The sequence below is a fragment of the Occultella aeris genome (assembly GCF_902703175.1).
In the GTDB taxonomy this organism is placed as follows: Bacteria; Actinomycetota; Actinomycetes; order Actinomycetales; family Beutenbergiaceae; genus Occultella; species Occultella aeris.
Genome location: NZ_CACRYJ010000035.1, coordinates 33,177 through 58,531, shown reverse-complemented (window position 1 = coordinate 58,531; position 25,355 = coordinate 33,177). Strand labels below are relative to the sequence as shown.

Genomic DNA, 25,355 nt, shown 5'->3' with positions numbered 1-25,355 from the left:
GCCGATGGTACTGCGTGGGAGACTACGTGGGAGAGTAGGACGCCGCCGGACAACACTTAGACAAGGGCCACCCCACACCGGGGTGGCCCTTGTCGCATTCTGCGGGCAATGTGCGACCGTGGCCGGGCTTCATCACGCTACCGGCCGACCCCTGACTCGGTATGACAGGTCGTCGTGTTCTGAGGCCACTCCCAACAGGGGGTGGCCTTTGGTCGTCGGTGGGTCGGGCGTGGCTGGCGTACCGCACAGCCGGTAGCCGACCAGGTTCGCCTCCGTCCGGCCGGAGGCCGCCTGGCTGCCCGGTCTCCGGCTGGGCACTCGGCGTCATCGATGGGATCTTTGTCGGATGAGCGTCGAAGGAGTGGTTCGCCCTGTGCGGGCTGAGGAGCTGGCACTGGTCGCGGATGTGTACCTGGCCGCTCGGCGAGCGGCGGGAGCGGCTATGCCGCCCGGTGTGCATTCCGACGTGGAGGTTCGGGCCTGGGTGAGTTCGTGGGACCTGACGGAGGATGACGTGGTCGGCTTCTTCGACGCGGCGAACCGCCTGCGTGGATTCGCAAGGCTCGCGGGTGCGCACCTGGAGGCCCTCTACGTGGACCCTGCGGCCCAGGGCAGCGGGGTCGGTGGCACGCTCCTCGACAAGGTCAAGCTGCTCCGCCCTGGTGGCTTCGACCTCTGGGTGTTCGTGGCGAACTCACCGGCTCAGGACTTCTATAGATGGCGTGGCCTGGTCGAGGTCGAGCGGACGGACGGTGCCGGGAACGAGGAGCGGGCGCCGGACCTCAGGATGGCCTGGATGTCCGGACGCCCGTCGACCTGATCGCTCCTGTGACGTGTCAGAGCTCGGTGTAGGTGTCTTCGAACCTCAGGCGCGCCGCCCTGGGCCGAACGCCGTCCGGCGCCGCGGCGTTGCCGACGTTGAGCACGAGGAGTGAGCGCCACCCGCTCCCTGAGAAGAACTCGGTGTCGACGCCGGCCGCGTCGAACCCGCCCATCGGGCCGACGTGCAGACCAGCGGCTCGCAGGGCGACGATGAGGTATCCGACCTGGATGAGGCCCGACTTGTGCGCCATCGACTCGCGGCGTTCGGGTGCACCTTCGAGCGTGACGGCCAGCTCGGCGCGGTGCGGGGCCAGGACCGGCAGGTGCGCGTGGAAGCGCGTGTCCGTCGCCGCAACGAGGGTCAGCGGTGCCGCAACGGTCTTGTTCCTGTTCCCCTCGGACATGTGCAGAGCGAGCCGAGCCCGCGCCTGCGCCGAGCGGAGGACCAGGACCCGTAGCGGGGTGATGTTCATCGCGGTCGGGCCCCATTTCATCAGGTCGTACGCCTGCTGGAGCTGCGCGTCGGTGACGGGTGGACCGTCGAAGGCGCTCACCGTGTGCGCTTCGGTGAAGAGGTGCTCGTACGCGGTCGGGGTCGGTAGCCCGGAGACAGTCGTCATAGAACTTTCAATCAGGTGAGCGGTTTCGGTATTCCATGGCGATGAACTGAGGGTTGCGACCTACTCTTGAGATCCAGTGTTCATCCCCCGGTCGTGCGAGGGAGCGACGCCGGCGTCCATCGTTCCGTGGGATGAGTCGGGCGCCACGGGAATCACACGACCGGGGGAGTTTGTTGTCCTGGGTCCGGGGCATGATCAGGGTGGTCACCCATTCCGCGGTCGGCACCGACCCGCTTAGCGTGGAGGCAGCCGCACGTCGCGGTTGTGCACGTCACGTTGAGTAGGAACTAGACGGAGGAACTGATGGTCGAGACGGTCCTCGCGATGGCAGCGTCGCACTGGGTCCTGCTTGCCCTGTTCCTGTTCTGCACCATCGACGGGTTCTTCCCGCCGGTGCCCAGCGAGTCGGTGGTCATCGCGTTGGCGAGCCTCGCGATCACCGGAAACGCCCCGAGCATCTGGTTGATCCTGCCCGTCGCAGCACTCGGTGCCTTCTGCGGTGACGTGATCGCCTACCTGATCGGCACCAGGGTGCCGATCCGTCGGCTGCGGTTGTTCCGCACCCGCCGGGGTGCTCGGGCATTGACGTGGGCGGAGACAGCTCTGCAGCGACGCGGAGGGGCCTTCATCCTGTCGGCGCGGTACGTCCCGATCGGCAGGGTCGCGGTTAACATGACGGCGGGTGCCGTCGGATTCGGGTTCCGCCGGTTCGCCGGGTTCGCGGCGCTCGCGGCGGTGACCTGGTCGATCTACTCCGTGTTGCTCGGCCTCAGCGCGGGCGCGGTGCTGCACGACCACCCGGTCATCGCCGTCGTGGTCGGTGTCCTCGTCGGGCTCCTGATGGGCACGATCATCGATCTCGTCATGCGTCGGCTGTTCCGCCGTTCCGGGCTCGAGCCACAGGATCCTCCGGACCAGGGTGATGGCGAGGCGGACGAGGATCCGGTGCCGGATTCCGGGTCCGGAATCCTCGAGCGCACCCCATGACTCGCGGATGCGATCAGTCCTCGTCGACGACCTGCAGCGCGAGCCGTTCGAAGCGGTAGGGGTCGCGCCCGGTGACGGACTCGGTGTCGAAGATGTGGGCGGTGGGCGCCGTCGGACGGAACGGGTCCCACCCGACTGAACCTTCGGTGATGAACCGCACGATCTCGCCGTGCATGTGCTCGGCGAGGTGCGGCGGTGGATCGTCGCCGGCCAGCCGGGCCACCCGCTCGGCGTCGAGGACGTTCCAGGCGAACGGCAGGTCGAGACAGTGCACCGAGCGACGGGTGACGGGGGAGCGCCACCGGAAGTCCCAGAGCCAGGTCGGGGCCGAGCGCGCGGAGCCCGGCGCGGTCCCGCCGGGCGCCTCCTCGGCTGCCGTGGTCCGGGCGAGCGCGACCTGAACGGTCGGGATCCTGAACACCCGGTTCGTGACCGCCTGGCCGAGTAGCTCCGCCGGGGAGAAGTCGGGGTAGGCGCGCGGGTAGGCCCGGGCCAGCATCGTCGGTACCCCGAGGCCGACCATCAGCGCCCCGGCGAAGCCCTGGGCGAGGAATCGGTCGACGTGCGCCGTCACCCGGTTGAACTCGTGGCTGGTCGTGCCGATCAGCAGCGGTTTCGTGGCACCGGTCCCGGCGGCGAACGCCGCCAACGGGTCCGCCGGAACGAGCTCACCATCGATCACCGGCCCGAAGTCCGTGAGCGGGTCCGACGTGCCGAGGATCCGGTGCAGGTCACGGACGGCCGACCAGAGATCCGCACGCTCGAGGGAACGCTCGGCGGCCACGATCGTGGTCCGCGGGACTTCACGCCAGGCGTCCCACGTGTTCTCCACCTCGCACAGGCGGGCCATCATGGCGCCCTGTGCGACCGCGTCCGAGCCGGCGATGTCCGGCAGCGGTGCCGAGTGCACGACGGCGGCAGCGAACAGGTCCTGCGCCGCGGGCGCCGCGAGGAGGGCCAGCGTGGCACCGCCGCCCGCGCTCTGCCCGCCGAGGGTGACCCGGTCGGGATCACCACCGAACGCTCCGATGTTCTCCCGGACCCACTCCAAGGCGCTGATGCAGTCCAGGAGCGCCCGGTTCTCCGGCGCGCCCGGGACGTGGCCGTAACCCTCGAAACCCAGCCGGTAGGTGATGGCCACGGTCACGACGCCGCGGGCGTTGAAGGCGGCGCCGTCGAACCAGGGCCCACCGGGGGATCCGCCGACGAAGCCGCCGCCATGGATCCAGACGTACACCGGAAGCCGGGCGGCGGGGTCGAGGGCAGGGGTGAAGACGTTCAGGTTGAGGATCTCGTCGCCGGCAACCACCGGTTCCGGGATCGAGTACGTATCGGTGGTCGGGCCGAGGCTGGGCGTGGGTCCATTGCTGGTCGCGTCGCGAGTCCCGTCCCAGCCCGGGTGCGTCGCCGGCCGCCCGAACCGTAGCGACCCGACCGGGGCTGCCGCGTACGGGATCCCCCGGAAGGCGAGCGAACCTGGTCGCCGGGTCCCGCGGACCCGACCGGACCGCGTGGTCGCGACCGGAGCACTGCTGTGTTCGTCGAAGGGAACGGTCATGCCTAGATCTTCCGCAGCCGGAACCGGCTCAGCCGGTGGTCCGCGTCCTTGCTCAGCACCAGGGTCGCGCGGCCGCGCGTTGGCAGGACGTTCTCGACCAGGTTCGGACCGTTGATGGCCTCCCAGATCTGTCCGGCCCGCCGACGTGCCTGGTCGTCGTCGAGGTCGGCGTACCGGTGGAAGTAGGAGTCCGGGTTCGAGAAGGACGTCTGCCGCAGGTCCAGGAAGCGCTCGACGTACCACCGGCGGATGTCCTCGGTGGCCGCGTCGATGTAGATGGAGAAGTCGAAGAAGTCACTGACGGCGAGCGACGACTCACCGTCGGCACTGACCCGGGCCGGCGCGAGCACGTTCAGCCCCTCGACGATCAGCACCTCGGGGCTCCGCACCACCACGCGGCGGTCCTGCACGATGTCATAGCGCACGTGGTCGTAGACGGGAGCGGTGACCTGTTCGGTCCCGGCCTTCACCTCGATGAGGAAGTCCAGGAGCCCGCGCCGGTCGTAGGACTCCGGGAAGCCCTTGCGCTCCATCAGGCCGCGGCGTTCGAGCTCGGCGTTCGGGTACAGGAAGCCGTCGGTCGTGACGAGTTCCACGCGCGGCGTCTCCGGCCAGCGGCGCAACATCTCACGCAGGACGCGGGCCGCCGTGGACTTGCCGACGGCGACGGAACCGGCGACCCCGATCACGAACGGGGTGCGGTGGGCGGGCTCACCGAGGAACGTGGATGTGGTGGCACGCAGCCGCTGGGAGGCGGCCACGTACAGGGTGAGGAGCCGGGACAGCGGGCGGTACCCGGTGTCGACCTCGGCCAGGTCGATCGGGTCACCGAGCCCGCGGAGGTTCTCGATGTCGGCCGCGGTCAGGGGCAGTGGTGTGGAGGCGGACAGCCGGCTCCAGGCGGCTCGGTCGAACTCCACGAACGGAGAACCGGAGGCGCTCGGCAACGGCTGGAACCGTGTGACGTCGGGAAGGACCACGCCCATACTCTCCCACCCCACCGTGATCCACGCCGCACACGGGACGAGCCGGGAACGGGCCCAGCGGCGGATACTCTGGTCCACATGTGTGGAATCGTCGGATACGTGGGCCCCGCCTCGGCAAGTCCGCGGCCGCTCGAAGTCGTCGTCGAAGGGCTGCGTCGCCTCGAGTACCGGGGCTACGACTCGGCCGGTGTCGCCGTGACGACTCCGGAGGGCATGGTCTCGGCGAAGAAGGCCGGAAAGCTCGCGAATCTGCTCGCCGAGCTCGAGCGTCGCGACCTGCCCGCGGGAACCGCGGCCATCGGGCACACCCGGTGGGCCACCCACGGTGGGCCCACGGACGTCAACGCTCACCCGCACCTGGCCGGCGGGGGCAGGCTGGCGCTGATCCACAACGGCATCATCGAGAACTTCGCCCAGCTCAAGGCCGAGCTGAGTCAGACGGGCGTCGAGTTCCTGTCAGAGACCGACACGGAGGTGGTGGCCCACCTCCTCGCGCGCCACCACGACGAGACCCAGAACCTCACCGAGGCGATGCGGCTGACCGTCGGCCGGCTGGAGGGTGCCTTCACGCTGCTGGCCACCCACGCGGACGAGCCGGACACGGTCGTCGGCGCCCGCCGCAACTCGCCGCTCGTCATCGGGCTCGGTGAGGGCGAGAACTTCCTCGGCAGCGACGTCTCGGCGTTCATCTCCTCCACCCGCGAGGCGATGGAGATGGGCCAGGACCAGATCGTCACGATCACCGCCGACCAGGTCCGCGTCATCGACACCGCGGGCAACGCCGTCGAGGCACGCCGGTACACCGTGGACTGGGATGCGGAGGCGGCCGTCAAGGGCGGCTTCGCGACGTTCATGGACAAGGAGATCCACGACCAGCCACAGGCGGTCGCCGATACGCTCCTCGGCCGTGCCGGTACCGATGGCAGGCTCCAGCTCGATGAGATGCGCATCCGCGAGTCCGTTCTGCGCACCGTCGACAAGATCGTCGTGATCGCGTGCGGCACCGCCGCCTACGCCGGCCACGTGGCGAAGTACGCGATCGAGCATTGGTGCCGGATCCCCGTCGAGGTCGAACTCGCGCACGAGTTCCGCTACCGCGACCCGGTCGTGAGCGAGAAGACGCTGGTGGTCGCCGTCTCCCAGTCCGGGGAGACGATGGACACGATCATGGCGGTCCGGCACGCCCGCGAACAGGGGGCCAAGGTGCTGGCCATCGTCAACACCCACGGCTCCACGATCGCGCGGGAGTCCGATGCGGTGCTGTACACGCATGCCGGCCCCGAGATCGCCGTGGCGTCCACCAAGGCGTTCCTCGCGCAGATCACCGCCTGCTACCTGCTCGGGCTCTACCTCGCCCAGCTGCGCGGCAACAAGTTCGCGGACGAGATCGCCGAGGACCTGGCCCAGTTGCGCGCGATGCCGGAGAAGATCCAGCGCGTCGTGGACAACGAGGAGCATGTCCGCGCCGTGGCGCGGAGCATGAAGGACGAGCCGACCGTACTCTTCCTCGGCAGGCACGTCGGATTCCCGGTCGCCCTCGAGGGTGCGCTGAAGCTCAAGGAGCTCGCGTACATCCACGCCGAGGGATTCGCGGCCGGTGAGCTCAAGCACGGCCCGATCGCCCTGGTCGAGGAGGGTCAGCCGGTGTTCGTGATCGTCCCGTCCCCGCGGGGCCGGGACGCGCTGCACGCCAAGGTCATCTCCAATATCCAGGAGATCCGCGCCCGCGGCGCGCACACCATGGTGATCGCCGAGGACGGCGACGAGGCGGTCGTCCCGTACGCGGACGAGATCTTTCGGATCCCGCAGACCCCCACGCTGCTCGCCCCCCTCGTCTCGGTGGTCCCGCTGCAGATCTTCGCGGCCGCGCTGGCCACAGCGAAGGGCCTCGACGTCGACCAGCCCCGGAACCTGGCCAAGTCCGTCACGGTGGAGTAGGGGACGCGGTGATCGTCGGCGTGGGCATCGACGTGGTGGACGTGGCCCGCTTCCTCGCCACCATCGAACGCACGCCGCGGTTGCGCGAGCGACTGTTCACACCGGCCGAACGCGACCTCCCGCCCGCCTCGCTCGCAGCCCGCTTCGCGGCCAAGGAGGCGATCGCCAAGGCCCTCGGCGCCCCCGGCGGCATGAGCTGGCAGGACGCCACCGTGCACCGGGTCAGCGGCGGCCCCCCGGTCGTCGACCTGACCGGATCCGTCGCGGCCGTCGCGGACCGACTGGGCATCACCTCCTGGCACCTGTCGATCTCCCACGACGCCGGCATCGCGTCGGCGGTGGCGGTCGCCGAACGATGACGGCCCCGCCATCTGGCCCGGACCCCGCGTCGGTACCTGATCCGCGTCCCGGCCGGCCGGCTGCCCGCCCCACGATCCGCGTCGCGACGCGAGATGACCTGCCCGCCGCCGCGGCGATCCTCGAGCCGTATGTGACCGGTACCGCCGTGACATTCGACGAGGACCCGCCGTCGCCCGATGCGTGGGCAGCGCGCCTCGCGGACCTCGCGGCCCGAGGCCTGCCGTTCCTCGTGGCCGAGGATGCCGGCACGGTCGTCGGGTACGCCTACGCCACGCCCTGGCGGCCGAAGGACTCCTACCGGTACACGGTCGAGGACACGATCTATATCGCTCCCGATGCCCAGGGTCGCGGGGTCGGGACCCGGCTCCTGTCCGCATTGCTCGACGCCTGCTCACTCGCCGGCGTGCGGCAGGTGATCGCCGTGGTCGCCGACGACCCCGCCGCAGCCGGTTCATTGCCCCTGCACCAACGCCTCGGCTTCGAGGTGGTCGGCGTGCTGCGCGACGTCGGGGTCAAGCACGGCCACAGTGTGAGCACGATGCTGCTGCAGCGCTCCCTCTGAACGAGACGCCACGTTGAGCCCAGGGGGCGTCGACCCACTCAAGGGGGCTCCGCCCCGCCGTCGGGCATGAGGGGTGGCACCGCCAGAGGACGACCGCGGAATCCTGGCACACTGAGACGGTGGATCCAGCCATGAACGGCCCGGCCCGCCCCGCAGGCACCGGCTGCGACACGGCGCTGCACCTGACGGTGGTGGCCCGGCGATGAGGCACGCGTACCCGGCCGAGGCGATCCGGGCCGCCGAGGCTCCGGCCCTCGCGGCAGGCGAACCCCTCATGGAACGGGCCGCCTACGCGGTCGCGGCCGCGGTCGTCGCCGAGGCCCGACGGCGTGGTCTCGCTCTGGTCGGTGCCCGCGCCCTGGTCCTCGCCGGAGGCGGGAACAACGGCGGCGACGGGCTGTTCGCGGCAGCCCACCTCGCCCGCCGTGGGCTCGTCGTCACCGCCGCGCTGCTGCGCGAGCGGGTGCATCCCGAAGGGCTCGCCGCCGCGCGGCGGGCCGGGGTGCGGCTCCTTCCCGTGTCCGGGGACGGCGCCCAGGGCCACACCGGCATGCCGGCGCCCGGTCTCGCGCCCGTGCTCGCCGTCGCGGATGACGCGGACATCTGGATCGACGCCATCGCCGGGATCGGGCTGACCGGTGGCCTGCGCGGGGTGTCGGGCGCTCTCGTCGCGGCCCTGAACGAGCGCCGCGAGCGGTCGATCCTCGATCCGCTCGTCGTGGCCATCGACGTGCCGAGCGGCCTCGAGTCCGACGTCGGCGCGGTGCCGGGCGAGGCGGTCCGGGCCGACGTCACGGTCACGATGATCGGGCTCAAGCCCGCGCTGCTGCTGCCGCCCGCCGCGGCCCGCGCGGGCCGGGTCGAACTCGTCGACCTTGGCCTGGCCGAGGCCCTCGCCGCCCGGCCGGCACCGGTGCGCCGGCTGCTCGGGGTGGACGTCGCCGATCTGTGGCCGGTGCCCGGTCCGGCCGACCACAAGTACACCCGGGGCGTGGTCGGGCTGCTGGCTGGTTCGGATGCGTATCCCGGGGCCGCGGTGCTCGCCAGCAGCGGTGCCCTGCGGACCGGCTGCGGGATGGTCCGTTATCTGGGCCCCGAGGGCGCGGCCCGGATGGTGCTGGCCAGGCACCCCGAGGTGGTCACCGCGGCCGGCCGGGTCCAGGCCATGGTCCTCGGCCCCGGGATCGCCGTCGGCGCGCCCGTCCCGGAGTCCGCCGGCCGGGCCCTGGTGGACTCCGAGGTCGCCCTGGTCGTGGACGCCGGGGGACTGGACTGGCTCCCGACGGACCCGACGGCGCTCGCCGGCCGCCGGGTCGTGCTCACCCCGCACGCGGGCGAGCTCGCCCGGCTCCTGACGACGCGCGGCGGCGACCCGGTCGAGCGGTCCACGATCGAGGCGGATCCGGCCCGGTGGGCGCAGCGGGCCACCGAACTCACCGGGGCGACGGTGCTGCTCAAGGGTGCAGTCACCGTGGTGGCGCAGCCCGGCGGCACGGTGTTCAGCCAGTCCGACGGTACCGGCTGGCTGGCTACCGCAGGGTCCGGGGACGTCCTCGCCGGCATCCTCGGCGCGCTGCTGGCGGGCTCCGATGCCCCGGCCGGCGAACTGGCGGCTGCCGCCGCCCTGGTGCACGGGCGTGCCGGGGTGTGGGCCGCCCGGAACCGGCGTGGTTCGGAGGGAGGTCCGAGCCCGGTTGGTGACCCGGTCTCGGCGACCGGTCGGGGTCCTCTCGACGACCGGGACCCGGGCGCCCCGATCACGGCCTCGGACATCGCGGCGGCCGTGCCCGAGGTCGTCCGCGGAATCCTGGCACACTGAGCCGGTGGAATCTGGAGTGAACGTGCCTCCCGGCGATGCGGGCAGCGGGTACTACCCGGCCCGGGTGATCGTCGATCTCGACGCGATCCGGGCGAACGTGCGCCGGCTGGCGCAGGCCGCGCCGTCGGCCGCCGTGATGGCCGTGGTCAAGGCCGACGGCTACGGCCACGGCCTCCTGCCGGTGGCCGGGGCGGCCCTCGAGGCGGGCGCCGGCTGGCTCGGCACGGCGCAGCTGGACGGCGCGTTCGCGCTCCGCGCTGCCGGCCATGAGGTGCCCGTGCTCGCCTGGATGTACGCACCCGGTGCGCCGTTCGCTGCCGCCATCGGCGCTCGCATCGACCTCTCCGTGCCCGCCCCGTGGGCCATGACCGAGGTGATCGACGCGGCCCGCGAGGCGGGTCGGCCCGCTCGGGTGCACCTGAAGGTGGACACCGGCCTCGGCCGCGGCGGCTCGTTCCTCGAACCCTGGACGGAACTGCTGCATGCTGCCCTGGCCGCCGAGCAGCGGGGCGAGGTGCAGGTCGTCGGCGTCTGGTCCCATCTGGCTCGTGCCGATGAGCCCGGCCACCCCGGCGTGCACGCGCAGATCGAGGTCTTCGACGAGGCCCTGCGTCGCGCCGACGCCGCCGGTGCCCGCCTCGAGGTGCGCCACCTCGCGAACTCGGCGGCCACGCTCGCCCTACCCGAGGCCCACTACGACCTGGTCCGCCCGGGACTGTCCATCTACGGGCTGTCCCCGTTCACCCACCGCAGCGCCACCGAGCTCGGCCTGCGCCCGGCGATGCGCCTGGAGGCCGACCTCGCGCTCGTGAAGGCCGCGCCCGCGGGCCAGGGGGTCTCCTACGGCCACACCTACACCACCACCCGGGACACGGTGCTCGGGGTGGTGCCGATCGGCTACGGCGACGGCGTCCCGAGGCATGGCTCGAACGTCGCCCCCGTGCAGGTGGCCGGACGGCGGCACACCATCGCAGGGCGCGTCTGCATGGACCAGTTCGTCCTCGACCTCGGCCCGGAGGGCGCCCGCCTCGCCGCAGGCGAACGGGCCGTGCTGTTCGGCGCCGGAGACCACAACGAGCCGACTGCGCGCGACTGGGCCGACGCCGTCGGCACGATCGACTACGAGATCGTCACCCGGATCGGCTCGCGCATCCCGCGTATCCACGTCGGTTCCCCCGATGGTGCCACTGACCCCGGCGGCAACGCGGTCAGTGGTGTCCCGGCCACGGTCGAGGTGGCGCTGCCCGACCAGGAGGCCACCGAGGCGCTCGGCCGCCGACTGGCCGGTCTGCTGCGGGCCGGTGACCTGGTGGTGCTCACCGGTGACCTCGGCGCCGGCAAGACCACGCTCACGAGGGGAATCGGCGCAGGCCTCGAGGTCCGCGGCCCCATCGCCTCGCCCACGTTCATCATCGCCAGGGTCCACCCGAGCCTCATCGGCGGCCCGGACCTCGTGCATGTGGACGCCTACCGACTCGAGTCCCTCGACGAGGTCGACGCCCTCGACCTGGACACCTCGCTCGCGGACTCGGTGACCGTCGTGGAATGGGGTGAAGGCGTGGTCGAGTCACTCTCCGAGGATCGGCTGGAGGTCAGCCTGGATCGGCCGCGCGGAACCGGGATCGACCCCGGGGCACCCGATCCTGGCCGGGTCGCCCGGCTGCGCGGAACCGGCGCACGATGGGACGGGATCGACCTGGCCGGCACCGGCGTGGCCGTCGAGCGGGTCGGCGAGCAGGCGGCCGCCTCGGACGATGTCCGCTGACGTTCTGGGCCACCCGCGGTCCGCCTCCTACAGTGGGACCGTGCGTGAACCCCTGATCCTGTGCGTCGACACCTCTGACGGTGCCGCCGTCGGGCTGCTCTGTGGCGACGACCCGCTCGGCACCGAACGCAGCGCCGACGCCCGGCGGCACACCGAGACCCTGACGCCGATGGTGGAGTCCGTGCTGCATACCGCCGGCGTCACCACCCGGGATCTCACCGGCATCGCCGTCGGCACAGGTCCGGCGCCATTCACCGGGCTGCGGGTCGGCCTGGTCACCGCGATGACGATGGGCCGGGCACTCGGCATCGGCGTCCACGGGGTCTGCTCGTTGGACGCGCTCGGCTACGCGGCGTTGTTCGGGGCGGGACCGGCCGCCGAGGTGCTGGTGCTCACCGACGCCCGCCGCCGAGAGGTCTACTGGGCGCACTATCGGGACGCTGCCCTGCCCGACGGCGCAGACCACGGAGCGCCGTTCGACGTGCACACCCTCGGTGGCCCAGGTGTGGACACCCCGGCGGCAGTGGCAGCCAGGTTCGCCGATCTGATCGACGACGGCGGTGTGGTCGGTCGCGGCGCGGCGATGTACCCGGACTCGTTCGCCACGGCCGCGGCCCCAGCCGCGCTCGAGGCAGTCGTCGATCCGATCGTCCTCGGCCGGGTCACCATCGCCCGGCTGTCCACGGGCGGCGACCTCTCCACGGCACCTCGCTACCTGCGCCGCCCGGACATCCACTCCGCGCCCGGCCGCAAACGGGCATCGTGACCGATTCGCCCAGGACGGAACCCATGGGCCTGCGTCCGATGACCGGGGCGGATCTGGACCGGGTCATCGAGCTGGAGCCGATCCTCTTCGGCGCCGGTGCGTGGTCGCGCGAGGCCTACGACTCCGAGCTGACCAGGTCGGACCGGCACTACGTCGTCGTCGAGGCCATGGACCGGTGCGTGGTCGCCTACGCCGGCATCGCCCTCGCGCCCGAGAGCACGATCATGACCATCGGGGTGGATCCGCAGTTCCGCCGTCGTGGCCTGGCGCGGCTCATGCTCGCCGAGCTGATCGCGCGGGCGCGGTCCGTCCAGGCCGAGGCCGTGTTCCTCGAGGTACGCCTGCATGACGAGGGTGCCCAGGCCCTGTACGCGTCGCTCGGCTTCGTCCCACTCGGGGTCCGACGCCGCTACTACCAGCCCGAGGGCGCCGACGCGCTCGTGATGCGGCTACCGTTGGACGCCCCCCACCGTCGGCGACCTGGCCCGGTTGGATCGGAAGTGATCGAGGAGTGAGCACGTGAGCACGTTCGACAGCGACGCCGGCAGCAGCAGTGCCAACGGTGCCAGCAGGGCCACGGTGTTGATCACGGCCCAGCAGTTGCAGGAACTGCTTGGCACCGACGGCGGCACGCACCTCGTGGTGCTCGACGTGCGCTGGTCGCTCGCCGAGCCCGACGGGCGCCGGTTCTACATCGCCGGCCACATCCCGGGCGCGCAGTTCGTCGACCTCGACGCGGACCTCTCCGGCCCGCCCGCGCCCGAGACCGGGCGGCACCCGCTCCCGGACGTGGCGGACCTGCAGGCCGCCGCCCGCAGTTGGGGCGTCGGTGACGGCGACACTGTGGTGGTCTACGACGACTCCGGCGGCACGGCTGCCGCGCGGGCGTGGTGGCTGCTGCGCTGGGGCGGCATCGCCGACGTCCGGATCCTCGATGGTGGGCTCGCCGCCTGGCACACCATCGGGGGGATCCTCGAGGACGGTGCCGTCGGGGTCACGCCCGGCGATGTGACCCTGACCGCCGGTGGGATGCCCGTCGCCGACGCGGCCCGCGTGGCCGAACTCGCCGGCCGCCCCGACGGCGGTGCCGCGGTCCTGCTGGACGCCCGCGCCCCGGAGCGCTACTCCGGCCAGAACGAGCCGATCGACCCGCGCGCCGGGCACATCCCCGGCGCCCACAACGCGCCGACGGTCGCGAACCTGACCGAGGACCTCACCTTCCGCCCCGCGGAGCAGCTCCGGGAGAGGTTCGCCGAGGCCGGCGTCGGTCCGGACGTCGAGGTCGTCGTCTACTGCGGGTCCGGCGTGACGGCCGCCCACGAGGTGGCCGCACTGGCCAGTATCGGTGTGCCGGCGACGCTGTACCCGGGCTCCTGGTCCCAGTGGTCCGCCGACGCGGCCAGGCCGGTGGCCACCGGATTCGATCCACGGCCGCCGTCCGCGGAGTCACCGGGCCGGCCGGAGTAGTCGCGGCCGACCGCGCCGGCTGCGGTGCCGGCCGGTGACGCACCGATACGAGCCACCGGCGGGACGGTCGTAAGGTTGAGCCATGGCCCAACCGCTCGTCCTCGGCATCGAGACGTCCTGCGACGAGACCGGGATCGCCCTGGTTCGTGGCCTGGACCTGCTCACCGACGTCACCGCCTCCTCGATGGATGATCACGCCCGGTTCGGCGGAATCGTCCCCGAGGTGGCCAGCCGCGCGCACCTGGAGTCCTTCGTACCGACACTGGACGCGGCCCTGGAGCGCGCCGAGGTGAGCCTGGCCGACGTCGACGCGATCGCGGTGACGGCGGGGCCCGGCCTGGTCGGCTCGCTCACCGTCGGGGTGTCCGCGGCCAAAGCCCTCGCACTCGCGATCGACCGCCCCCTGTACGGCGTGAACCACGTCCTCGGTCACGTGGCCGTCGACGCCCTCGTGCACGGAGCGTTCCCCGAGGAGTTCCTCGGCCTCGTGGTCTCCGGCGGCCACTCCAGCCTGCTCCTGGTCCGGGACATCGCGACCGACGTGACCGAACTCGGCCAGACCCTCGATGACGCGGCGGGCGAGGCCTTCGACAAGGTCGGCCGGCTCCTCGGGCTGCCCTACCCCGGCGGCCCGCACGTGGACCGCCTCTCGCAGACCGGCGACCGGTCGGCGATCGCGTTCCCGCGTGGACTGAGCCGGGCCAAGGACCTCGCCCGGCACCCGTACGACTTCTCCTTCTCGGGGCTGAAGACCGCCGTCGCGCGGGTCGTGGAGGGCTACGAGGACGCCGGTCGGGAGGTACCCGCGGCGGACATCGCGGCGTCGTTCTCCGAGGCGGTTGCCGACGTCCTGGTCACCAAGACCCTCAACGCGTGCGCCGCACATGGTGTGAGCACGGTGGTGATCGGCGGCGGCTTCTCCGCGAACTCCCGGCTGCGGGACCTGGCCGCCGAGCGGCTCGACGCGGCCGGAATCACCCTGCGGATCCCACCGATCCGGTACTGCACGGACAACGGCGCCATGATCGCGGCCCTCGGCTCCGCGGTCCTCGCGGCCGGACTTCCGCCGTCGACGCTGGACATCACGATCGACTCGGGCATGCCGCTGACCGACGTGCTGGCCCACGTATGAGGCGCCGGGCGCCAGCCCGCACCCTCGCGCTCGCGGCGATGCTCGCGCTCGTGGCGACTGCCTGCACACCGACCGGTCCGCCCGAGCCGAGCCCCACCGAGACCACCGAGGAGCAGGCGCCGACCACCCCGGAACCCACCGAGGAACCGCTCGCCTGGGGACCGACACCCACCGACGTCGCCGACGCCATCGCAGCAGCCGCTGCGATGGCGCCGGAGGAGGTGGCCGGTCAGGTCCTGCTCGCGCGCTACCCGGGCACCGATCCCGCGGTCGCCGCGAGCACCCTCACCGAGAACCATCTGGCCGGTCTGGTGCTGTTCTCCGAGAACGTCGCCTCCGTGGACCAGGTCGCCGCCACCGGCGACGCACTGCAGGCGGCCCAGGCCGCGGCGGGCCGGGACTGGCCTGCGATCTTCGCGGTGGACAACGAGGGCGGACTCGTCCAACGGCTGGGTGCCGATTCAGGGGCCTGGACCTCGTTCCCGTCGTTCATGTCCGCGGGGGCCGCGGACGACCCGGTCGTCGTGACGGCCGCGGCACAGGCGATGGCGCTGGAACTGCGCGCCTCGGGACTGAACTACGACTTCGCGCCGGACGCCGACGTCACCGTGGGTCCCGCCGACGTCACCATCGGGATGCGCTCGGCGAGCTCCGATCCCGATCGGGCGGCCCGCGCCGTCGTCGCAGCGACGCAGGGTTTCACCGCGGGCGGCGTCGTCTCCAGCGTCAAGCACTTCCCAGGTCACGGATCGCTCACCGTCGACTCCCATCAGGGGCTGCCCGTGCAGGGCGCCAGCGCCGAGGAGCTCGCCGACCGTGACCTGGTGCCGTTCGCGCAGGCCATCGACGCCGGCACACCCACCGTCATGATGGGCCACATCGCCGTCGAGGCCTGGGACCCGAGTCTGCCCGCGTCCTTGTCGCCCGAGGCTTACCGGGTCCTGCGCGAGGATCTCGGATTCACCGGCGTGGCGATCACCGACGGGCTGGACATGGGCGCGCTCACCCAGACCTGGGACTCGGCCCAGATCTCGGTCATGGCGTTGCAGGCGGGCGCGGACCTGCTCCTCGGGCCGACCGACGTCCCCGCGGCCCACGCCGGCATCGTTGCCGCGCTCGCCGACGGCACCCTGAGCCGGGACCGCGTGGACGAGGCCGCGGGCCGGGTGATCGCGCTGATGCGGTGGCAGGCCGGAATCGCCGCCGCGGGCCAGCCGGTGACGACGGCGGACGTTGGCTCCGCGGCCCCGGCGTCACTCGCGCTCTCGGCGGCCGCGATCACGCAGGTGGCCGGCGAGTGCGGCGGTGCCCTGGTCGGGTCGTCGATCCATGTGCGGGGCGGCAGCACCGCCGACTGGGACGCGTTCGTCGCCGCCGCCGAGGCCGCCGGCCTCGACGTGGTGCCGCTCGAGCAGCCCGCCGACAGCGAGGTGCGCCTGCTCACCGGAGCGACGCCGTCGGGCAGTGCCGACGTGGCGATCGTCCTGGACGAGCCGTGGCTGCTCACCGAGACCGATGCGCCCGTTCGTCTCGCCACCTATGGGCGCACCGCCCAGGCCCTCGCGGCGGTGGCCGCCGTGCTCACCGGCGCGGCGCCCGCGTCGGGAAGCCTGCCGGTCCAGGTCTCCGATCTGCCTGCGACGATCTGCTGACCGAGCGGGCTCGGGCAGTTCAGGCGCTTCAGTTCGGGCTGGGCAGGAGCCGCCACACCCGGGAGAACACCCCGAAGACCACGACCATTGCCGCGACTGCGGGCCACGCGATCCCGCGGAACTCCGCGCCGAGTACCTCCGGGCCGGCCTCTGCGAGGATCCGGACGCCGAAGAAGCTCCCCTCAGCGGTGGCGCTCGCCTGCGACTGTGCCAGGAGTGCGTCCAGCATGCCGAACGTGTACACGACGGTGCCGAGCAGCCAGACCGCGAACACGATCGACGCGGCGAGCGTGCCGATGTGCCAGGTCGGCCGGCCCTGCGGCTCGGACTCGAGGTAGCGGGCGGCGAGCTGGCGCGGCCCGCCGAGGTCCGCAAGGGCGGCCGTGAGCCCGACGTCGGCCGTGGCGGCGTCGATGTTCTCGCGCAGTTCGGCGAGCACGGCCCGTCGGCGGCGGCGGGGCATCGCATCGAGGAACAGCTCGACGGTCTCCAGGTAGACGAAGCGCCGCCAGCGCTCGGCCAGGCTCGGGGTGGTGGTGGTCATCGTTCCTCCTCGGGGGTGGCGAGCACGTGATCGACGACGGCGGCGAGCGAACGCCAGCCCGCACCCGCGAGGGTGAGTGCCGCGCGGCCGGTGTCGGTGGGTCGGTAGTACTTGCGGGCCGGTCCCGCATCGGATGCGACCAGGCGCGAGGCCAGATTGCCCTCGCGCTCCAGCCTGGTCAGCACGGGGTAGACGGTGCCGGGGGCGACGCCGACCAGGCCGGCCCCGTGCAGCCGGGTCACGAGCTCGTACCCGTAGGACTCGTCCTCCTCCAGCAGGGCGAGGACCAGCATCGGCAGCACCCCCTTGAGGAGCTGCGGGTCGCGCACCTGCGGTGGCTCGTTCTCCACGGATAGGAGGTTACGCCTGCTATTCGGCAATGGCAACTAGTAGATGATGGCGACTAGCCGGTCCGCCGAGGCAGTAGCGTGAGCCTCCGAGATGCGAAGCGAACCGCCCCCGGACCTACCTCCGCGGCTGACCGGTGCCTGGGTGCCACCGGTCGCGCTGCTCTCGATCGCCGCAGGCGCCCTGCTGGCGGTGTTCGTCTACCCGCTGGTGCTGCTCGTCGTCGGGATCGTGCTCGTCGGAGCATCGCCGCTGTGGACCGCCTCGGAGCGATCCCTCGCCGTGCTCGGTCTACCCCTGGTCATCGGCGCACCACTGTGGGCGAGTCTGCTCGTTGACCGCTTCGGCGCGGGCGAGGTCACCGGTGGTGCCTGGGGCTTCGTGGTGCCGGCCTGCGTCGGTCTTGGCTTCGTGATCGTGGCCATGCTCTGGATCCGTGGCAGGGCCGCCCGGGTGCGGCTGCGTGCGAGCGGCTGACAAGCGAGCAGAGCGCGGCGGAGCCGGGCGACTCAGCCGGGCGGGAGCGGGCGGCCGGCCCGGAACTCGGCCACGAGGTGCGCCACGACCGCGTCGAGCGCACCGCCGCTGCCCGCGGCCACGGCGCGCTGGCGCCGATACGAGCCGCCGGTGGCGATGATCTCGCGGATCCCGTCGAGCTCGCTCACGCAGCCCAGGTCCGCGGCCACTGGGGCGAGGAGGCCGAGCAGCTCGAGGAGATGGTCGGTGACGAGCTCCTCGGTGCCGGCCTCGTCGAGGATCACGATCGCCTCGAGTCCGTACCTGGCCGAGCGCCACTTGTTCTCGGCGAGGAACCAGGGTGAGATGCTCGGCAGGGCCTCGCCCGCATCGATGAGACGGGACAGGAACTCGACGAGGCAGTGCGTCAGGGCCGCGACCGCACCGAGCTCGAGCGCGTTCGAGATCCCGTCGCAGATGCGCATCTCGAGGGTGCCGAACTTGGGGGAGGGGCGCAGGTCCCAACGGATCTCGTCGAAATCGTCGATCACGCCGGTGTGCAGCATGTCCCCGACGTAGTGCTCGAGGTCCGTCCAACTGCCGATCGTCGTGAACGGGAGCCCCGCCGTCGGGAGCTGTTGGAACAGCAGCGCCCGGTTGGAGGCGTACCCGGTGTCCCGGCCGTCCCAGAACGGCGACGACGCCGAGAGGGCTAGCAGGTGCGGGTAGTAGGCCAGCAGCGCGTTCAGGATCGGTAGGACCTTGTCCCGGTCCTCGATGCCGACGTGCACATGCACGCCGTAGATGAGCATCTGCCGGCCCCACCACTGGGTGCGGTCGATCAGGGTGGCGTACCGGGCCTTGTCGGTCACCTTCTGGTTGCCCCAGTGCGCGAACGGGTGGGTGCCGGCGCTCATCAGCTCCACCCGCAGCGGATCGGCGACCTCCCGCACGAGTGCGATGCCGGCGGCGAGATCCGCCATCGCGTCGGGGACCCGCTCGCACACCCCGGAGACCACCTCGACCGTGTTCAGGAGGAGCTCCTGGCGGATCGCCGGGTGCTGGGAGCCGTCCGCCGGCGCGACGGCGTCGAGGACCGTCTGCGCCACCTGGCGCAGGTCCCCGGAGTCGGTATCCACCAGGGCCAGCTCCCACTCCACGCCGAGGCTGGAGCGGGCCGAACTCGCGAACTCGATCGTCACCGGCTCATCTTGGCACCTGGCTTCGGGCCGTGCCTGCCCTCACCGCAGTGGCTCACCGGCCGGACGGACTCAGACGGGCTCGACCACGAGCACGCTCTGCTTGCCGCGCAGCCTGGTCAGCACGATGGTCGCCTCTCGCGTCCCCTTCAGCCCCAGTTGCTGCCGCAACTGCTCGGGGACGACGGCGGTGCCTCGCTTCTTGATGGTCAGTCGCCCCACGTCGCGGGTGCGCAGGTAGGTCCGCAGTCGCTTGAGCCCGAAGTCGAAGCTGTCCAGCACGCGGTAGCCCGTCGCGAACGGGGTCGTCCGCAGGCTCGGTGTGGTGACGTAAGCGATCGACTCGTCCACGAGCGTCCCGTCGAGATCGGCGGCGACCCGGGCGACCAGGCCGGCGCGGATCACGGCGCCATCCGGTTCGTACAGATACGCACCGAGCGCACCGGCCGGGGCCTGCTCCGGGCGGGCGTCCGCGTCACCGGGCCAGGACAGCAGGTGCTGCTCCTTGCCGCTGATCAGGAGGGCGCTGCGGCCCGATCCCTCCGGGGCGAGTCTGCCGAACCAGAGGCCGGCCTCCACCACGGAACCATCCACGGAGACCCACTGCGCCTGGGTCGCCGAGGGGAGGGCGTGATGGGGGATCCCGGGTCCTACCTTGAGGCCGAGGTCGGCGACCTGCTCGCGCAGCGCCAGCAACGAGTCGAGATCCGGGGAGTACGCGCTCGGGTCGAACACCCGGTTCCCGCGCCGGGTGCGCCGGGCCGGGTCGGCGAACAGTGCGTCGACCCGCTCGGCCGCCAGGTCCAGCGACATGGCATCGGCGTGGCGCACGGTCGCCTCCGGGAAGGCGCGCAGGTTCACGGTGGCGAGGGCCGCCGTCGCCTCGTCCTGCTCCACGGCAAGGACCTGCACGCCCAGCCCGGCCAGCGCCATGGCGTCGCCGCCCAGCCCGCAACCGAGGTCGGCCACCCGCACCGAGCCCGCGCGGGCGTACCGGGCGGCGTGCAGCGCGGCCACGGGGAGCCGGGTCGCCTGCTCGAGGCCGTCGGGGGTGAACAGCATGTCCCGGGCGAACTCGCCGAACTTCGACTCGGCGCGCGCCCGCAACCGGCTCTGCGTCAGTGCCGCAGCGACCAGGTCGGGGTCGAGGCCGCGGGCACGCAGGCCCTCTGACAGTCGCAATGCCTGCTCCTCGTCGTAGCGAGGCAGTTGGGAGAGCAGAGCCCACCCGTCGGGCGAGAGCAACAGGCTCAGTTGGCGGGCGTCCACGGCTCGATCCTGCCACCGATGGCCGGGCAGTTCTCCCCGCGCGTCCGGGCGCGGACGCGACGGGGAGCCACTACGGTGAGGGCGCGTGAGCAATCAACAGTTCCCGCCGCCCGGGCAGGGGCATCCGCAGCAGCACCCGCAGGGTCAGCAGCCGTTCGGTGCCGCTCAGGGGCACCAGCAGCCGCATCCGGGCCAGCAGCAGTTCCACGGGCAACCGCAGCACTTCCACGGGCAGCAGGTCTACGGGCAGCAGGGCTATGGCTATGGCGCCGCACCCGCGCAGCCGGCCGTGGCCGCACCCGCGGCCCAGTACGCCCCGATGCCGCAGAGCCAGTTCATGCCGGTGCGCCCGCCGGCGCCGATGCGCCGGCGGCGGATCGCGGCGGAGGTGGTCCTGCTCTCGGTCGGCACGTTGGCCCTCCTGATCGTCGTCGCACTGTTCGCGCTCTCGTTCGGCGGTGGGTCGACCTTCCAGGCATTCGTGCTCGCGCTGATCCCGTTGCTGATCGTCGGCAGCGCGGTCCTGCTCGTGGACCGCTGGGAACCCGAGCCGCGCCTGCTGCTCATCGTCGCGTTCGTGTGGGGCGGTGGGGTCGCCGTGTTCATGTCGAGTCTCCTGAACTCCGTCGTCGGCCCGGCGCTCGCGGACGCGCTCGGTACGGGACTCGAGCCGGACGCGGCTAGTGCGATCCTCGGCGCGCCGGTGGTGGAGGAGTTCTGGAAGGGCCTCGGCCTGCTGCTGATCTTCCTGCTCCGTCGGCGCCAGTTCAACGGCCCGGTGGACGGGATCGTCTATGCGTCCGTGATCGCAGCCGCGTTCGCGTTCGTGGAGAACATCCAGTACTTCGCGGTCTACGAGGAGACCGTCACCGGCACGTTCATCATCCGGGGACTGGTCTCGCCGTTCGGGCACCTCATCTACACCTCCTGCATGGGTCTCGCCCTCGGCCTCGCCTCCCGGAGCCGCAACAAGGCGGCCTGGCTGTGGATGATGCCGCTCGGATATCTGGCCGCGGCGCTCCTGCACGGCCTGTGGAACGGCCTGGCGACCTTCCTCGGAGGGGGCATCGGCGCCCTGGTCATCCTGGTGGTGTTCGTGAACTGGTTGCCGCTGGCGGTCTGGGCCTTCATCGTCGTCTGGCTGCGCCGCAAGGAGATCCAGGTCCTGCGGTCGCGGCTCTCGGACTACGTCCCGTCCGGGTGGATCGCCCCGCACGAGGTGGACATGCTCTCCTCGCTCCGGGCCCGCAAGCAGGCCCGGGACTGGGCGTCCCGCGGTGGGCCGACCGGCGCCAGGGCCATGAAGGAGTTCCAGCGCGCGGCAGTCGCACTCGCGTACGCGCGACAGGACCTGTACACCGGCCACACCGGGATCCGCGCCCGCCAGGACGAGCTCGCACTCCTCGAGGACGTCGGGCGTTCGCGCGCCCAGTTCAGGGCCGCCGTCGGTGCGTGAGCGGGCCTGAACGCGCCCGGACACATCGAGATCGTCCAGCGATTGCGCTCACGGCTTAGCACTCACCTTGACCGAGTGCTAATCGACGCCTAGATTTTGACACGAAGGCTGCACCGCAAGGTGCAGCGTTCCCCATGCAGGCTCAGGTGGCGTCCGACCCCCGCGACGGCGGACTCGGCCAGGGGCTGCGGGAGACTCTGTCCTGTTCAACACACTCACGCGAAGGGGAGGTCCGCAGTGTCGGTCTCCATCAAGCCGCTCGAGGACCGGATCGTCGTCAAGACGCTCGAGGCCGAGCAGACCACCGCGTCCGGTCTTGTCATCCCGGACACCGCCAAGGAGAAGCCCCAGGAGGGCGAGGTCCTGGCCATCGGCCCGGGCCGCGTCGACGACAACGGCAACCGCGTCCCGCTGGACGTCGCCGTTGGTGACACGGTGATCTACAGCAAGTACGGCGGCACCGAGGTCAAGTACGCGGGCGAGGAGTTCCTCATCCTGTCCGCGCGCGACATCCTCGCAGTCGTCGAGAAGTGACTCGCGCCTGACGCAGACGAAGGCTCGGCCCCCTCGGGGGCCGAGCCTTCGTCGTGCGTGGGGTGCGGCCGGGGGCGAGCCGCCGGCGGTTGCGTCAGCTCGCGGCGGGCACCTGCTCGTTGGCCAGGATGACGGCGCGGTCGTCCTCGGAGAGGCCGCCCCAGACGCCGTACGGTTCGCGTACGCGCAGGGCGTGTTCGCGGCACTGCCGGATCACGGGGCACGCGGCACAGACCGCCTTTGCGTCCGCATCCCGGCGACGCCTCGAGGAGCCTCGCTCGCCCTCGGGATGGAAGAACTGTTCGGTTCCGACCTCCCGGCAGGCCCCCTCGTACTGCCACTCCCAGAGATCCATGACTGGTCCGGGAAGTCGCGATAGTTCAGCCACGGTGTGTCCTTCCGTCGATTCGTTTGATCGTTCACGTCGTGCGGCCCAACCTACAAGCGGTTCAGAAGTTATTCAAGACCCTTCCAGAACTGATTCAGTACGCGTGCCAAAAGTTGTTCGATCGCATCCGTCCGCTTACCCTCGAGGCAGCGGCCGATCCACGGCCGAGTCAGAGGAGGGAGTGCCGGTGGTGGCGGCCCGTTCACGAACCGACGCTCGGAGTGCTGACGACGGCATCCGTCTGACGGTCGCCGCGGTCGCGGCCAGGTTGGGCGTAGCCGCTCCGACGTTGCGGACCTGGGACCGTCGCTACGGACTGGGCCCGTCCGGGCACACCGCGGGCAGTCACCGGCGATACAACGCCAGCGACATCAGCCGGCTTGAGACCATGCGGCGGCTGACCCTGGAAGGGATGGCCCCAGCGGACGCCGCACGTCTCGCCACCCGTGGCGGGTTGTCCGCGGTCGATTCGATCGGGGCGCGGGACGGCAACGGCCCGCAGGGGCGGCGGGTCTCGTCGGATGCGGACCGGCCACCGGGCTCGGACCTGGACGACGGCCCGACCATCGAGATCGTCGACCCGCTCTCCCTCGCGGCCGCCGCCGTCGAGTCCGACGAGGGCCGGGTACGGCGCCTGGTCCGCAGGGCAGCGTTCGGAACCTCCATCCTCGGTGCGTGGCGCACCCTCGTTCTGCCGGCCCTCCAACTCCTGGCCGGACGCGACCACGCCGACCGGCCCGGACACGATCCCGAGTTCGTGCTGCGCGCGGCGATGCTGGCCGCGGTGCGCGAGTTCGGAAGCACGACGAGCGGCTCGAGCGGTGATGTGCTGATCCTCGCCGAGACCGCCATGCACGTGGAGGCGCACGTCCTGGCCGGCGAGCTCAGCCACCGCGGGCTGCCCACCCGGGTCGTCCGACCGCGCGCCCGGACGGTTGCCGACGCGGTCGCGGTGGTGCACCAGCGCGGCATGCGCATGGTCGTGCTGCTGGGCGAACCCGACGGCGCGGGCGAGGTCGCCGCCGACGTGACCGCCTCGGGAGAGCACGTCTTCGTGATCGCCCACAGCCGCACCACAGCCGATCTCCCGGACGTGCACCGGGCCCGCACCCTGGCCGGCGCGGTCCATGAGATCGAGAGCCTCCTGAGCGAGGCACCTCACACCGGGAAGCAGGCGGAGGACGGTTAGACTCGTGGAGTGACTGAGCCTCTCGCCGTATCCACCGCCTCAGACCCGTTCGGCTTCGTCGGCCTCACCTACGACGACGTCCTCCTCCTGCCGGGAGAGACGGATGTCATCCCGAGCGATGCGGTCACCAGGACCCGCCTGACCCGTGGGATCGAGCTGGCCATCCCGCTCGTCTCCGCGGCCATGGACACCGTCACCGAAGCGCGGATGGCGATCGCCATGGCACGTCAGGGGGGAATCGGGATCCTGCACCGCAACCTGCCGATCGAGGCCCAGGCGGCCCAGGTGGATCTGGTCAAGCGGTCCGAGTCGGGCATGGTCACCAACCCGCTCACGATCGGGCCGAACGCCAGCCTCGCGGAGATGGACGCGCTCTGTGGCAAGTACCGGATCTCCGGTCTGCCGGTCGTGGACGAAGCTGGAGTGCTGCTCGGCATCATCACGAACCGGGACATCCGCTTCGTCGAGTCGGCCGCGTTCGCCGGCACCCCGGTGCGCGAGGCGATGACGCCGATGCCCCTGGTCACCGGACACGTCGGGATCTCCTCCGACGACGCGGTCGCCCTGCTCGGCAAGCACAAGATCGAGAAGCTGCCGCTGGTCGATGACGACGGGGTGTTGCAGGGCCTGATCACCGTGAAGGACTTCGTCAAGTCCGAGCAGTACCCGCTCGCCACCAAGGACGCGGAGGGCCGCCTGATGGTCGGCGCCGCGGTCGGGTTCTTCGGGGACGCCTGGGAGCGGGTCCTCGCGCTGGTCGAGGCAGGTGTGGACGTGCTCGTGGTGGACACCGCGAACGGGCACGCCCGCCTCATGCTGGACATGGTCCGCAGACTCAAGTCGGACCCGGCCACCGCACACGTCCAGGTGATCGGCGGCAACGTCGCCACCAGGGAGGGCGCCCAGGCGCTCGTCGATGCGGGCGTCGACGCCGTGAAGGTCGGCGTCGGCCCGGGCTCGATCTGCACCACCCGGGTGGTCGCCGGTGTCGGTGTGCCGCAGGTGACGGCCATCTATCAGGCCTCCCTCGCGTGCAAGCCGGCCGGGGTCCCGGTGATCGGCGACGGCGGTCTGCAGTTCTCCGGGGACATCGCCAAGGCATTGGTCGCCGGGGCGGACAGCGTGATGATCGGTGGGCTGCTCGCCGGCTGTGACGAGTCCCCGGGCGACCTGGTGTTCGTGAACGGCAAGCAGTACAAGCGCTACCGGGGAATGGCGTCTCTCGGTGCGATGCAGTCCCGCGGGGACCGGCGGTCCTTCTCCAAAGACCGCTACTTCCAGGGTGATGTCTCCGACGATGACGTCATCACCGAGGGCATCGAGGGTCAGGTGCCCTACCGCGGCCCGCTCGCTCAGGTGGCGCACCAGCTGACCGGTGGGCTGCACCAGTCGATGTTCTACGTCGGCGCCCGCACCATCCCCGAGCTGCAGGCACGAGGGAAGTTCGTGCGGATCACGTCCGCCGGGCTGAAGGAGTCGCACCCGCACGACGTGCAGATGGTTGCCGAGGCACCGAACTACTACACCAGTAACTGACC

Annotated in this window: 25 protein-coding genes; 17 read left to right on the top strand and 8 right to left on the bottom strand. The window is 71.6% G+C overall.

Features of this window, described 5'->3' with window-relative positions:
* Positions 1–373: 373 nt before the first annotated feature.
* Positions 374–820 (top strand): GNAT family N-acetyltransferase, encoded by a 447-nt coding sequence (locus tag HALOF300_RS13135; RefSeq protein WP_197522531.1) that lies wholly within the window; start codon positions 374–376, stop codon positions 818–820.
* Positions 821–836: 16 nt separating this feature from the next.
* Here HALOF300_RS13135 and HALOF300_RS13130 read toward each other — a convergent pair whose 3' ends face one another.
* Positions 837–1,442, bottom strand: a complete 606-nt coding sequence (locus HALOF300_RS13130) for a malonic semialdehyde reductase (protein ID WP_156741384.1) — start codon at positions 1,440–1,442, stop codon at positions 837–839.
* Between the two features lie 303 nt (positions 1,443–1,745).
* On the opposite strand from HALOF300_RS13130, the gene HALOF300_RS13125 reads away from it, so the two are divergent.
* Positions 1,746–2,429 carry a DedA family protein gene (locus HALOF300_RS13125; RefSeq protein ID WP_156741383.1) on the top strand — a complete coding sequence of 228 codons (684 nt, stop codon included), beginning with the start codon at positions 1,746–1,748 and terminating at the stop codon, positions 2,427–2,429.
* Positions 2,430–2,442: 13 nt separating this feature from the next.
* Here the strand turns inward: HALOF300_RS13125 and HALOF300_RS13120 are convergent, their stop codons facing one another.
* The gene (locus tag HALOF300_RS13120; RefSeq protein ID WP_156741382.1) at positions 2,443–3,987 is read right to left on the bottom strand and encodes a carboxylesterase family protein; all 1,545 of its coding nucleotides are present in this window, start codon (positions 3,985–3,987) and stop codon (positions 2,443–2,445) included.
* 2 nt (positions 3,988–3,989) lie between these two features.
* Complete coding sequence (gene coaA / locus HALOF300_RS13115) at positions 3,990–4,973, bottom strand: type I pantothenate kinase (protein ID WP_156741391.1); 984 nt, start codon at positions 4,971–4,973, stop codon at positions 3,990–3,992.
* Positions 4,974–5,051: 78 nt separating this feature from the next.
* On the opposite strand from coaA, the gene glmS reads away from it, so the two are divergent.
* From glmS to HALOF300_RS13065, 10 genes are all read left to right on the top strand, one after another.
* A complete protein-coding gene (gene glmS, locus HALOF300_RS13110; protein WP_156741381.1) occupies positions 5,052–6,911 on the top strand; it encodes a glutamine--fructose-6-phosphate transaminase (isomerizing) in 1,860 nt (619 codons plus the stop codon).
* Positions 6,912–6,919: 8 nt separating this feature from the next.
* Complete coding sequence (locus HALOF300_RS13105) at positions 6,920–7,270, top strand: holo-ACP synthase (RefSeq protein WP_156741380.1); 351 nt, start codon at positions 6,920–6,922, stop codon at positions 7,268–7,270.
* Positions 7,267–7,833, top strand: a complete 567-nt coding sequence (locus HALOF300_RS13100; protein ID WP_156741379.1) for a GNAT family N-acetyltransferase — start codon at positions 7,267–7,269, stop codon at positions 7,831–7,833. The genes HALOF300_RS13105 and HALOF300_RS13100 overlap by 4 nt, the downstream gene beginning before the upstream one ends.
* A gap of 202 nt (positions 7,834–8,035) precedes the next feature.
* Positions 8,036–9,652: an NAD(P)H-hydrate dehydratase gene (locus HALOF300_RS13095; RefSeq protein WP_156741378.1), complete on the top strand. Its 1,617-nt coding sequence runs from the start codon at positions 8,036–8,038 to the stop codon at positions 9,650–9,652.
* A 4-nt stretch (positions 9,653–9,656) separates the two neighbouring features.
* A complete protein-coding gene (gene alr / locus HALOF300_RS13090; RefSeq protein ID WP_156741377.1) occupies positions 9,657–11,417 on the top strand; it encodes an alanine racemase in 1,761 nt (586 codons plus the stop codon).
* A gap of 40 nt (positions 11,418–11,457) precedes the next feature.
* Positions 11,458–12,183 carry a tRNA (adenosine(37)-N6)-threonylcarbamoyltransferase complex dimerization subunit type 1 TsaB gene (gene tsaB / locus HALOF300_RS13085; RefSeq protein WP_231955331.1) on the top strand — a complete coding sequence of 242 codons (726 nt, stop codon included), beginning with the start codon at positions 11,458–11,460 and terminating at the stop codon, positions 12,181–12,183.
* 23 nt (positions 12,184–12,206) lie between these two features.
* Positions 12,207–12,698: a ribosomal protein S18-alanine N-acetyltransferase gene (gene rimI / locus HALOF300_RS13080; protein WP_156741375.1), complete on the top strand. Its 492-nt coding sequence runs from the start codon at positions 12,207–12,209 to the stop codon at positions 12,696–12,698.
* A gap of 4 nt (positions 12,699–12,702) precedes the next feature.
* Positions 12,703–13,650, top strand: a complete 948-nt coding sequence (locus tag HALOF300_RS13075) for a sulfurtransferase (protein WP_408636836.1) — start codon at positions 12,703–12,705, stop codon at positions 13,648–13,650.
* Positions 13,651–13,732: 82 nt separating this feature from the next.
* Positions 13,733–14,782, top strand: a complete 1,050-nt coding sequence (gene tsaD, locus HALOF300_RS13070; RefSeq protein ID WP_156741374.1) for a tRNA (adenosine(37)-N6)-threonylcarbamoyltransferase complex transferase subunit TsaD — start codon at positions 13,733–13,735, stop codon at positions 14,780–14,782.
* Positions 14,779–16,434, top strand: coding sequence for a glycoside hydrolase family 3 N-terminal domain-containing protein (locus HALOF300_RS13065; protein ID WP_231955330.1), 1,656 nt, complete (start codon positions 14,779–14,781; stop codon positions 16,432–16,434). The genes tsaD and HALOF300_RS13065 overlap by 4 nt, the downstream gene beginning before the upstream one ends.
* A gap of 28 nt (positions 16,435–16,462) precedes the next feature.
* On the opposite strand, the gene HALOF300_RS13060 is transcribed toward HALOF300_RS13065, so the two are convergent.
* A complete protein-coding gene (locus HALOF300_RS13060) occupies positions 16,463–16,978 on the bottom strand; it encodes an HAAS signaling domain-containing protein (protein WP_156741373.1) in 516 nt (171 codons plus the stop codon).
* Complete coding sequence (locus HALOF300_RS13055; RefSeq protein ID WP_231955329.1) at positions 16,975–17,328, bottom strand: PadR family transcriptional regulator; 354 nt, start codon at positions 17,326–17,328, stop codon at positions 16,975–16,977. Before HALOF300_RS13055 ends, HALOF300_RS13060 begins: the two co-directional genes overlap by 4 nt.
* 91 nt (positions 17,329–17,419) lie before the next feature.
* Between HALOF300_RS13055 and HALOF300_RS13050 the strand changes: the two genes are divergently transcribed.
* Positions 17,420–17,803 (top strand): hypothetical protein, encoded by a 384-nt coding sequence (locus HALOF300_RS13050; protein WP_156741372.1) that lies wholly within the window; start codon positions 17,420–17,422, stop codon positions 17,801–17,803.
* 32 nt (positions 17,804–17,835) lie between these two features.
* Here the strand turns inward: HALOF300_RS13050 and HALOF300_RS13045 are convergent, their stop codons facing one another.
* A complete protein-coding gene (locus HALOF300_RS13045; protein WP_156741371.1) occupies positions 17,836–18,984 on the bottom strand; it encodes a glutamate--cysteine ligase in 1,149 nt (382 codons plus the stop codon).
* A 69-nt stretch (positions 18,985–19,053) separates the two neighbouring features.
* A complete protein-coding gene (locus HALOF300_RS13040) occupies positions 19,054–20,250 on the bottom strand; it encodes a class I SAM-dependent methyltransferase (protein WP_156741370.1) in 1,197 nt (398 codons plus the stop codon).
* 85 nt (positions 20,251–20,335) lie between these two features.
* Between HALOF300_RS13040 and HALOF300_RS27540 the strand changes: the two genes are divergently transcribed.
* Positions 20,336–21,706, top strand: coding sequence for a PrsW family intramembrane metalloprotease (locus HALOF300_RS27540; protein WP_156741369.1), 1,371 nt, complete (start codon positions 20,336–20,338; stop codon positions 21,704–21,706).
* Between the two features lie 237 nt (positions 21,707–21,943).
* Entirely contained in the window at positions 21,944–22,240 is a 297-nt protein-coding gene (gene groES / locus HALOF300_RS13030) for a co-chaperone GroES (RefSeq protein WP_154792965.1), read from the top strand.
* Positions 22,241–22,334: 94 nt separating this feature from the next.
* Here the strand turns inward: groES and HALOF300_RS13025 are convergent, their stop codons facing one another.
* The gene (locus tag HALOF300_RS13025) at positions 22,335–22,628 is read right to left on the bottom strand and encodes a WhiB family transcriptional regulator (protein ID WP_156741368.1); all 294 of its coding nucleotides are present in this window, start codon (positions 22,626–22,628) and stop codon (positions 22,335–22,337) included.
* Here HALOF300_RS13025 and HALOF300_RS27535 point away from each other — a divergent pair.
* On the top strand, positions 22,594–23,817 hold the full coding sequence (locus tag HALOF300_RS27535; RefSeq protein WP_156741367.1) for a MerR family transcriptional regulator: 1,224 nt from the start codon (positions 22,594–22,596) through the stop codon (positions 23,815–23,817). The genes HALOF300_RS13025 and HALOF300_RS27535 overlap by 35 nt on opposite strands.
* Before the next feature lie 9 nt (positions 23,818–23,826).
* Positions 23,827–25,353: an IMP dehydrogenase gene (gene guaB / locus HALOF300_RS13015; RefSeq protein ID WP_156741366.1), complete on the top strand. Its 1,527-nt coding sequence runs from the start codon at positions 23,827–23,829 to the stop codon at positions 25,351–25,353.
* Positions 25,354–25,355: the final 2 nt, after the last annotated feature.

What these genes read in the sequence shown, in the direction of transcription:
- HALOF300_RS13130 (WP_156741384.1), bottom strand. Translation starts at nt 1,442, where the DNA reads ATGACGACTGTCTCCGGGCTACCGACCCCGACCGCGTACGAGCACCTC.
- HALOF300_RS13125 (WP_156741383.1), top strand. Translation starts at nt 1,746, where the DNA reads ATGGTCGAGACGGTCCTCGCGATGGCAGCGTCGCACTGGGTCCTGCTT.
- HALOF300_RS13120 (WP_156741382.1), bottom strand. Translation starts at nt 3,987, where the DNA reads ATGACCGTTCCCTTCGACGAACACAGCAGTGCTCCGGTCGCGACCACG.
- coaA (WP_156741391.1), bottom strand. Translation starts at nt 4,973, where the DNA reads ATGGGCGTGGTCCTTCCCGACGTCACACGGTTCCAGCCGTTGCCGAGC.
- glmS (WP_156741381.1), top strand. Translation starts at nt 5,052, where the DNA reads ATGTGTGGAATCGTCGGATACGTGGGCCCCGCCTCGGCAAGTCCGCGG.
- HALOF300_RS13100 (WP_156741379.1), top strand. Translation starts at nt 7,267, where the DNA reads ATGACGGCCCCGCCATCTGGCCCGGACCCCGCGTCGGTACCTGATCCG.
- HALOF300_RS13095 (WP_156741378.1), top strand. Translation starts at nt 8,036, where the DNA reads ATGAGGCACGCGTACCCGGCCGAGGCGATCCGGGCCGCCGAGGCTCCG.
- rimI (WP_156741375.1), top strand. Translation starts at nt 12,207, where the DNA reads ATGGGCCTGCGTCCGATGACCGGGGCGGATCTGGACCGGGTCATCGAG.
- tsaD (WP_156741374.1), top strand. Translation starts at nt 13,733, where the DNA reads ATGGCCCAACCGCTCGTCCTCGGCATCGAGACGTCCTGCGACGAGACC.
- HALOF300_RS13065 (WP_231955330.1), top strand. Translation starts at nt 14,779, where the DNA reads ATGAGGCGCCGGGCGCCAGCCCGCACCCTCGCGCTCGCGGCGATGCTC.
- HALOF300_RS13060 (WP_156741373.1), bottom strand. Translation starts at nt 16,978, where the DNA reads ATGACCACCACCACCCCGAGCCTGGCCGAGCGCTGGCGGCGCTTCGTC.
- HALOF300_RS13050 (WP_156741372.1), top strand. Translation starts at nt 17,420, where the DNA reads ATGCGAAGCGAACCGCCCCCGGACCTACCTCCGCGGCTGACCGGTGCC.
- HALOF300_RS27535 (WP_156741367.1), top strand. Translation starts at nt 22,594, where the DNA reads ATGACTGGTCCGGGAAGTCGCGATAGTTCAGCCACGGTGTGTCCTTCC.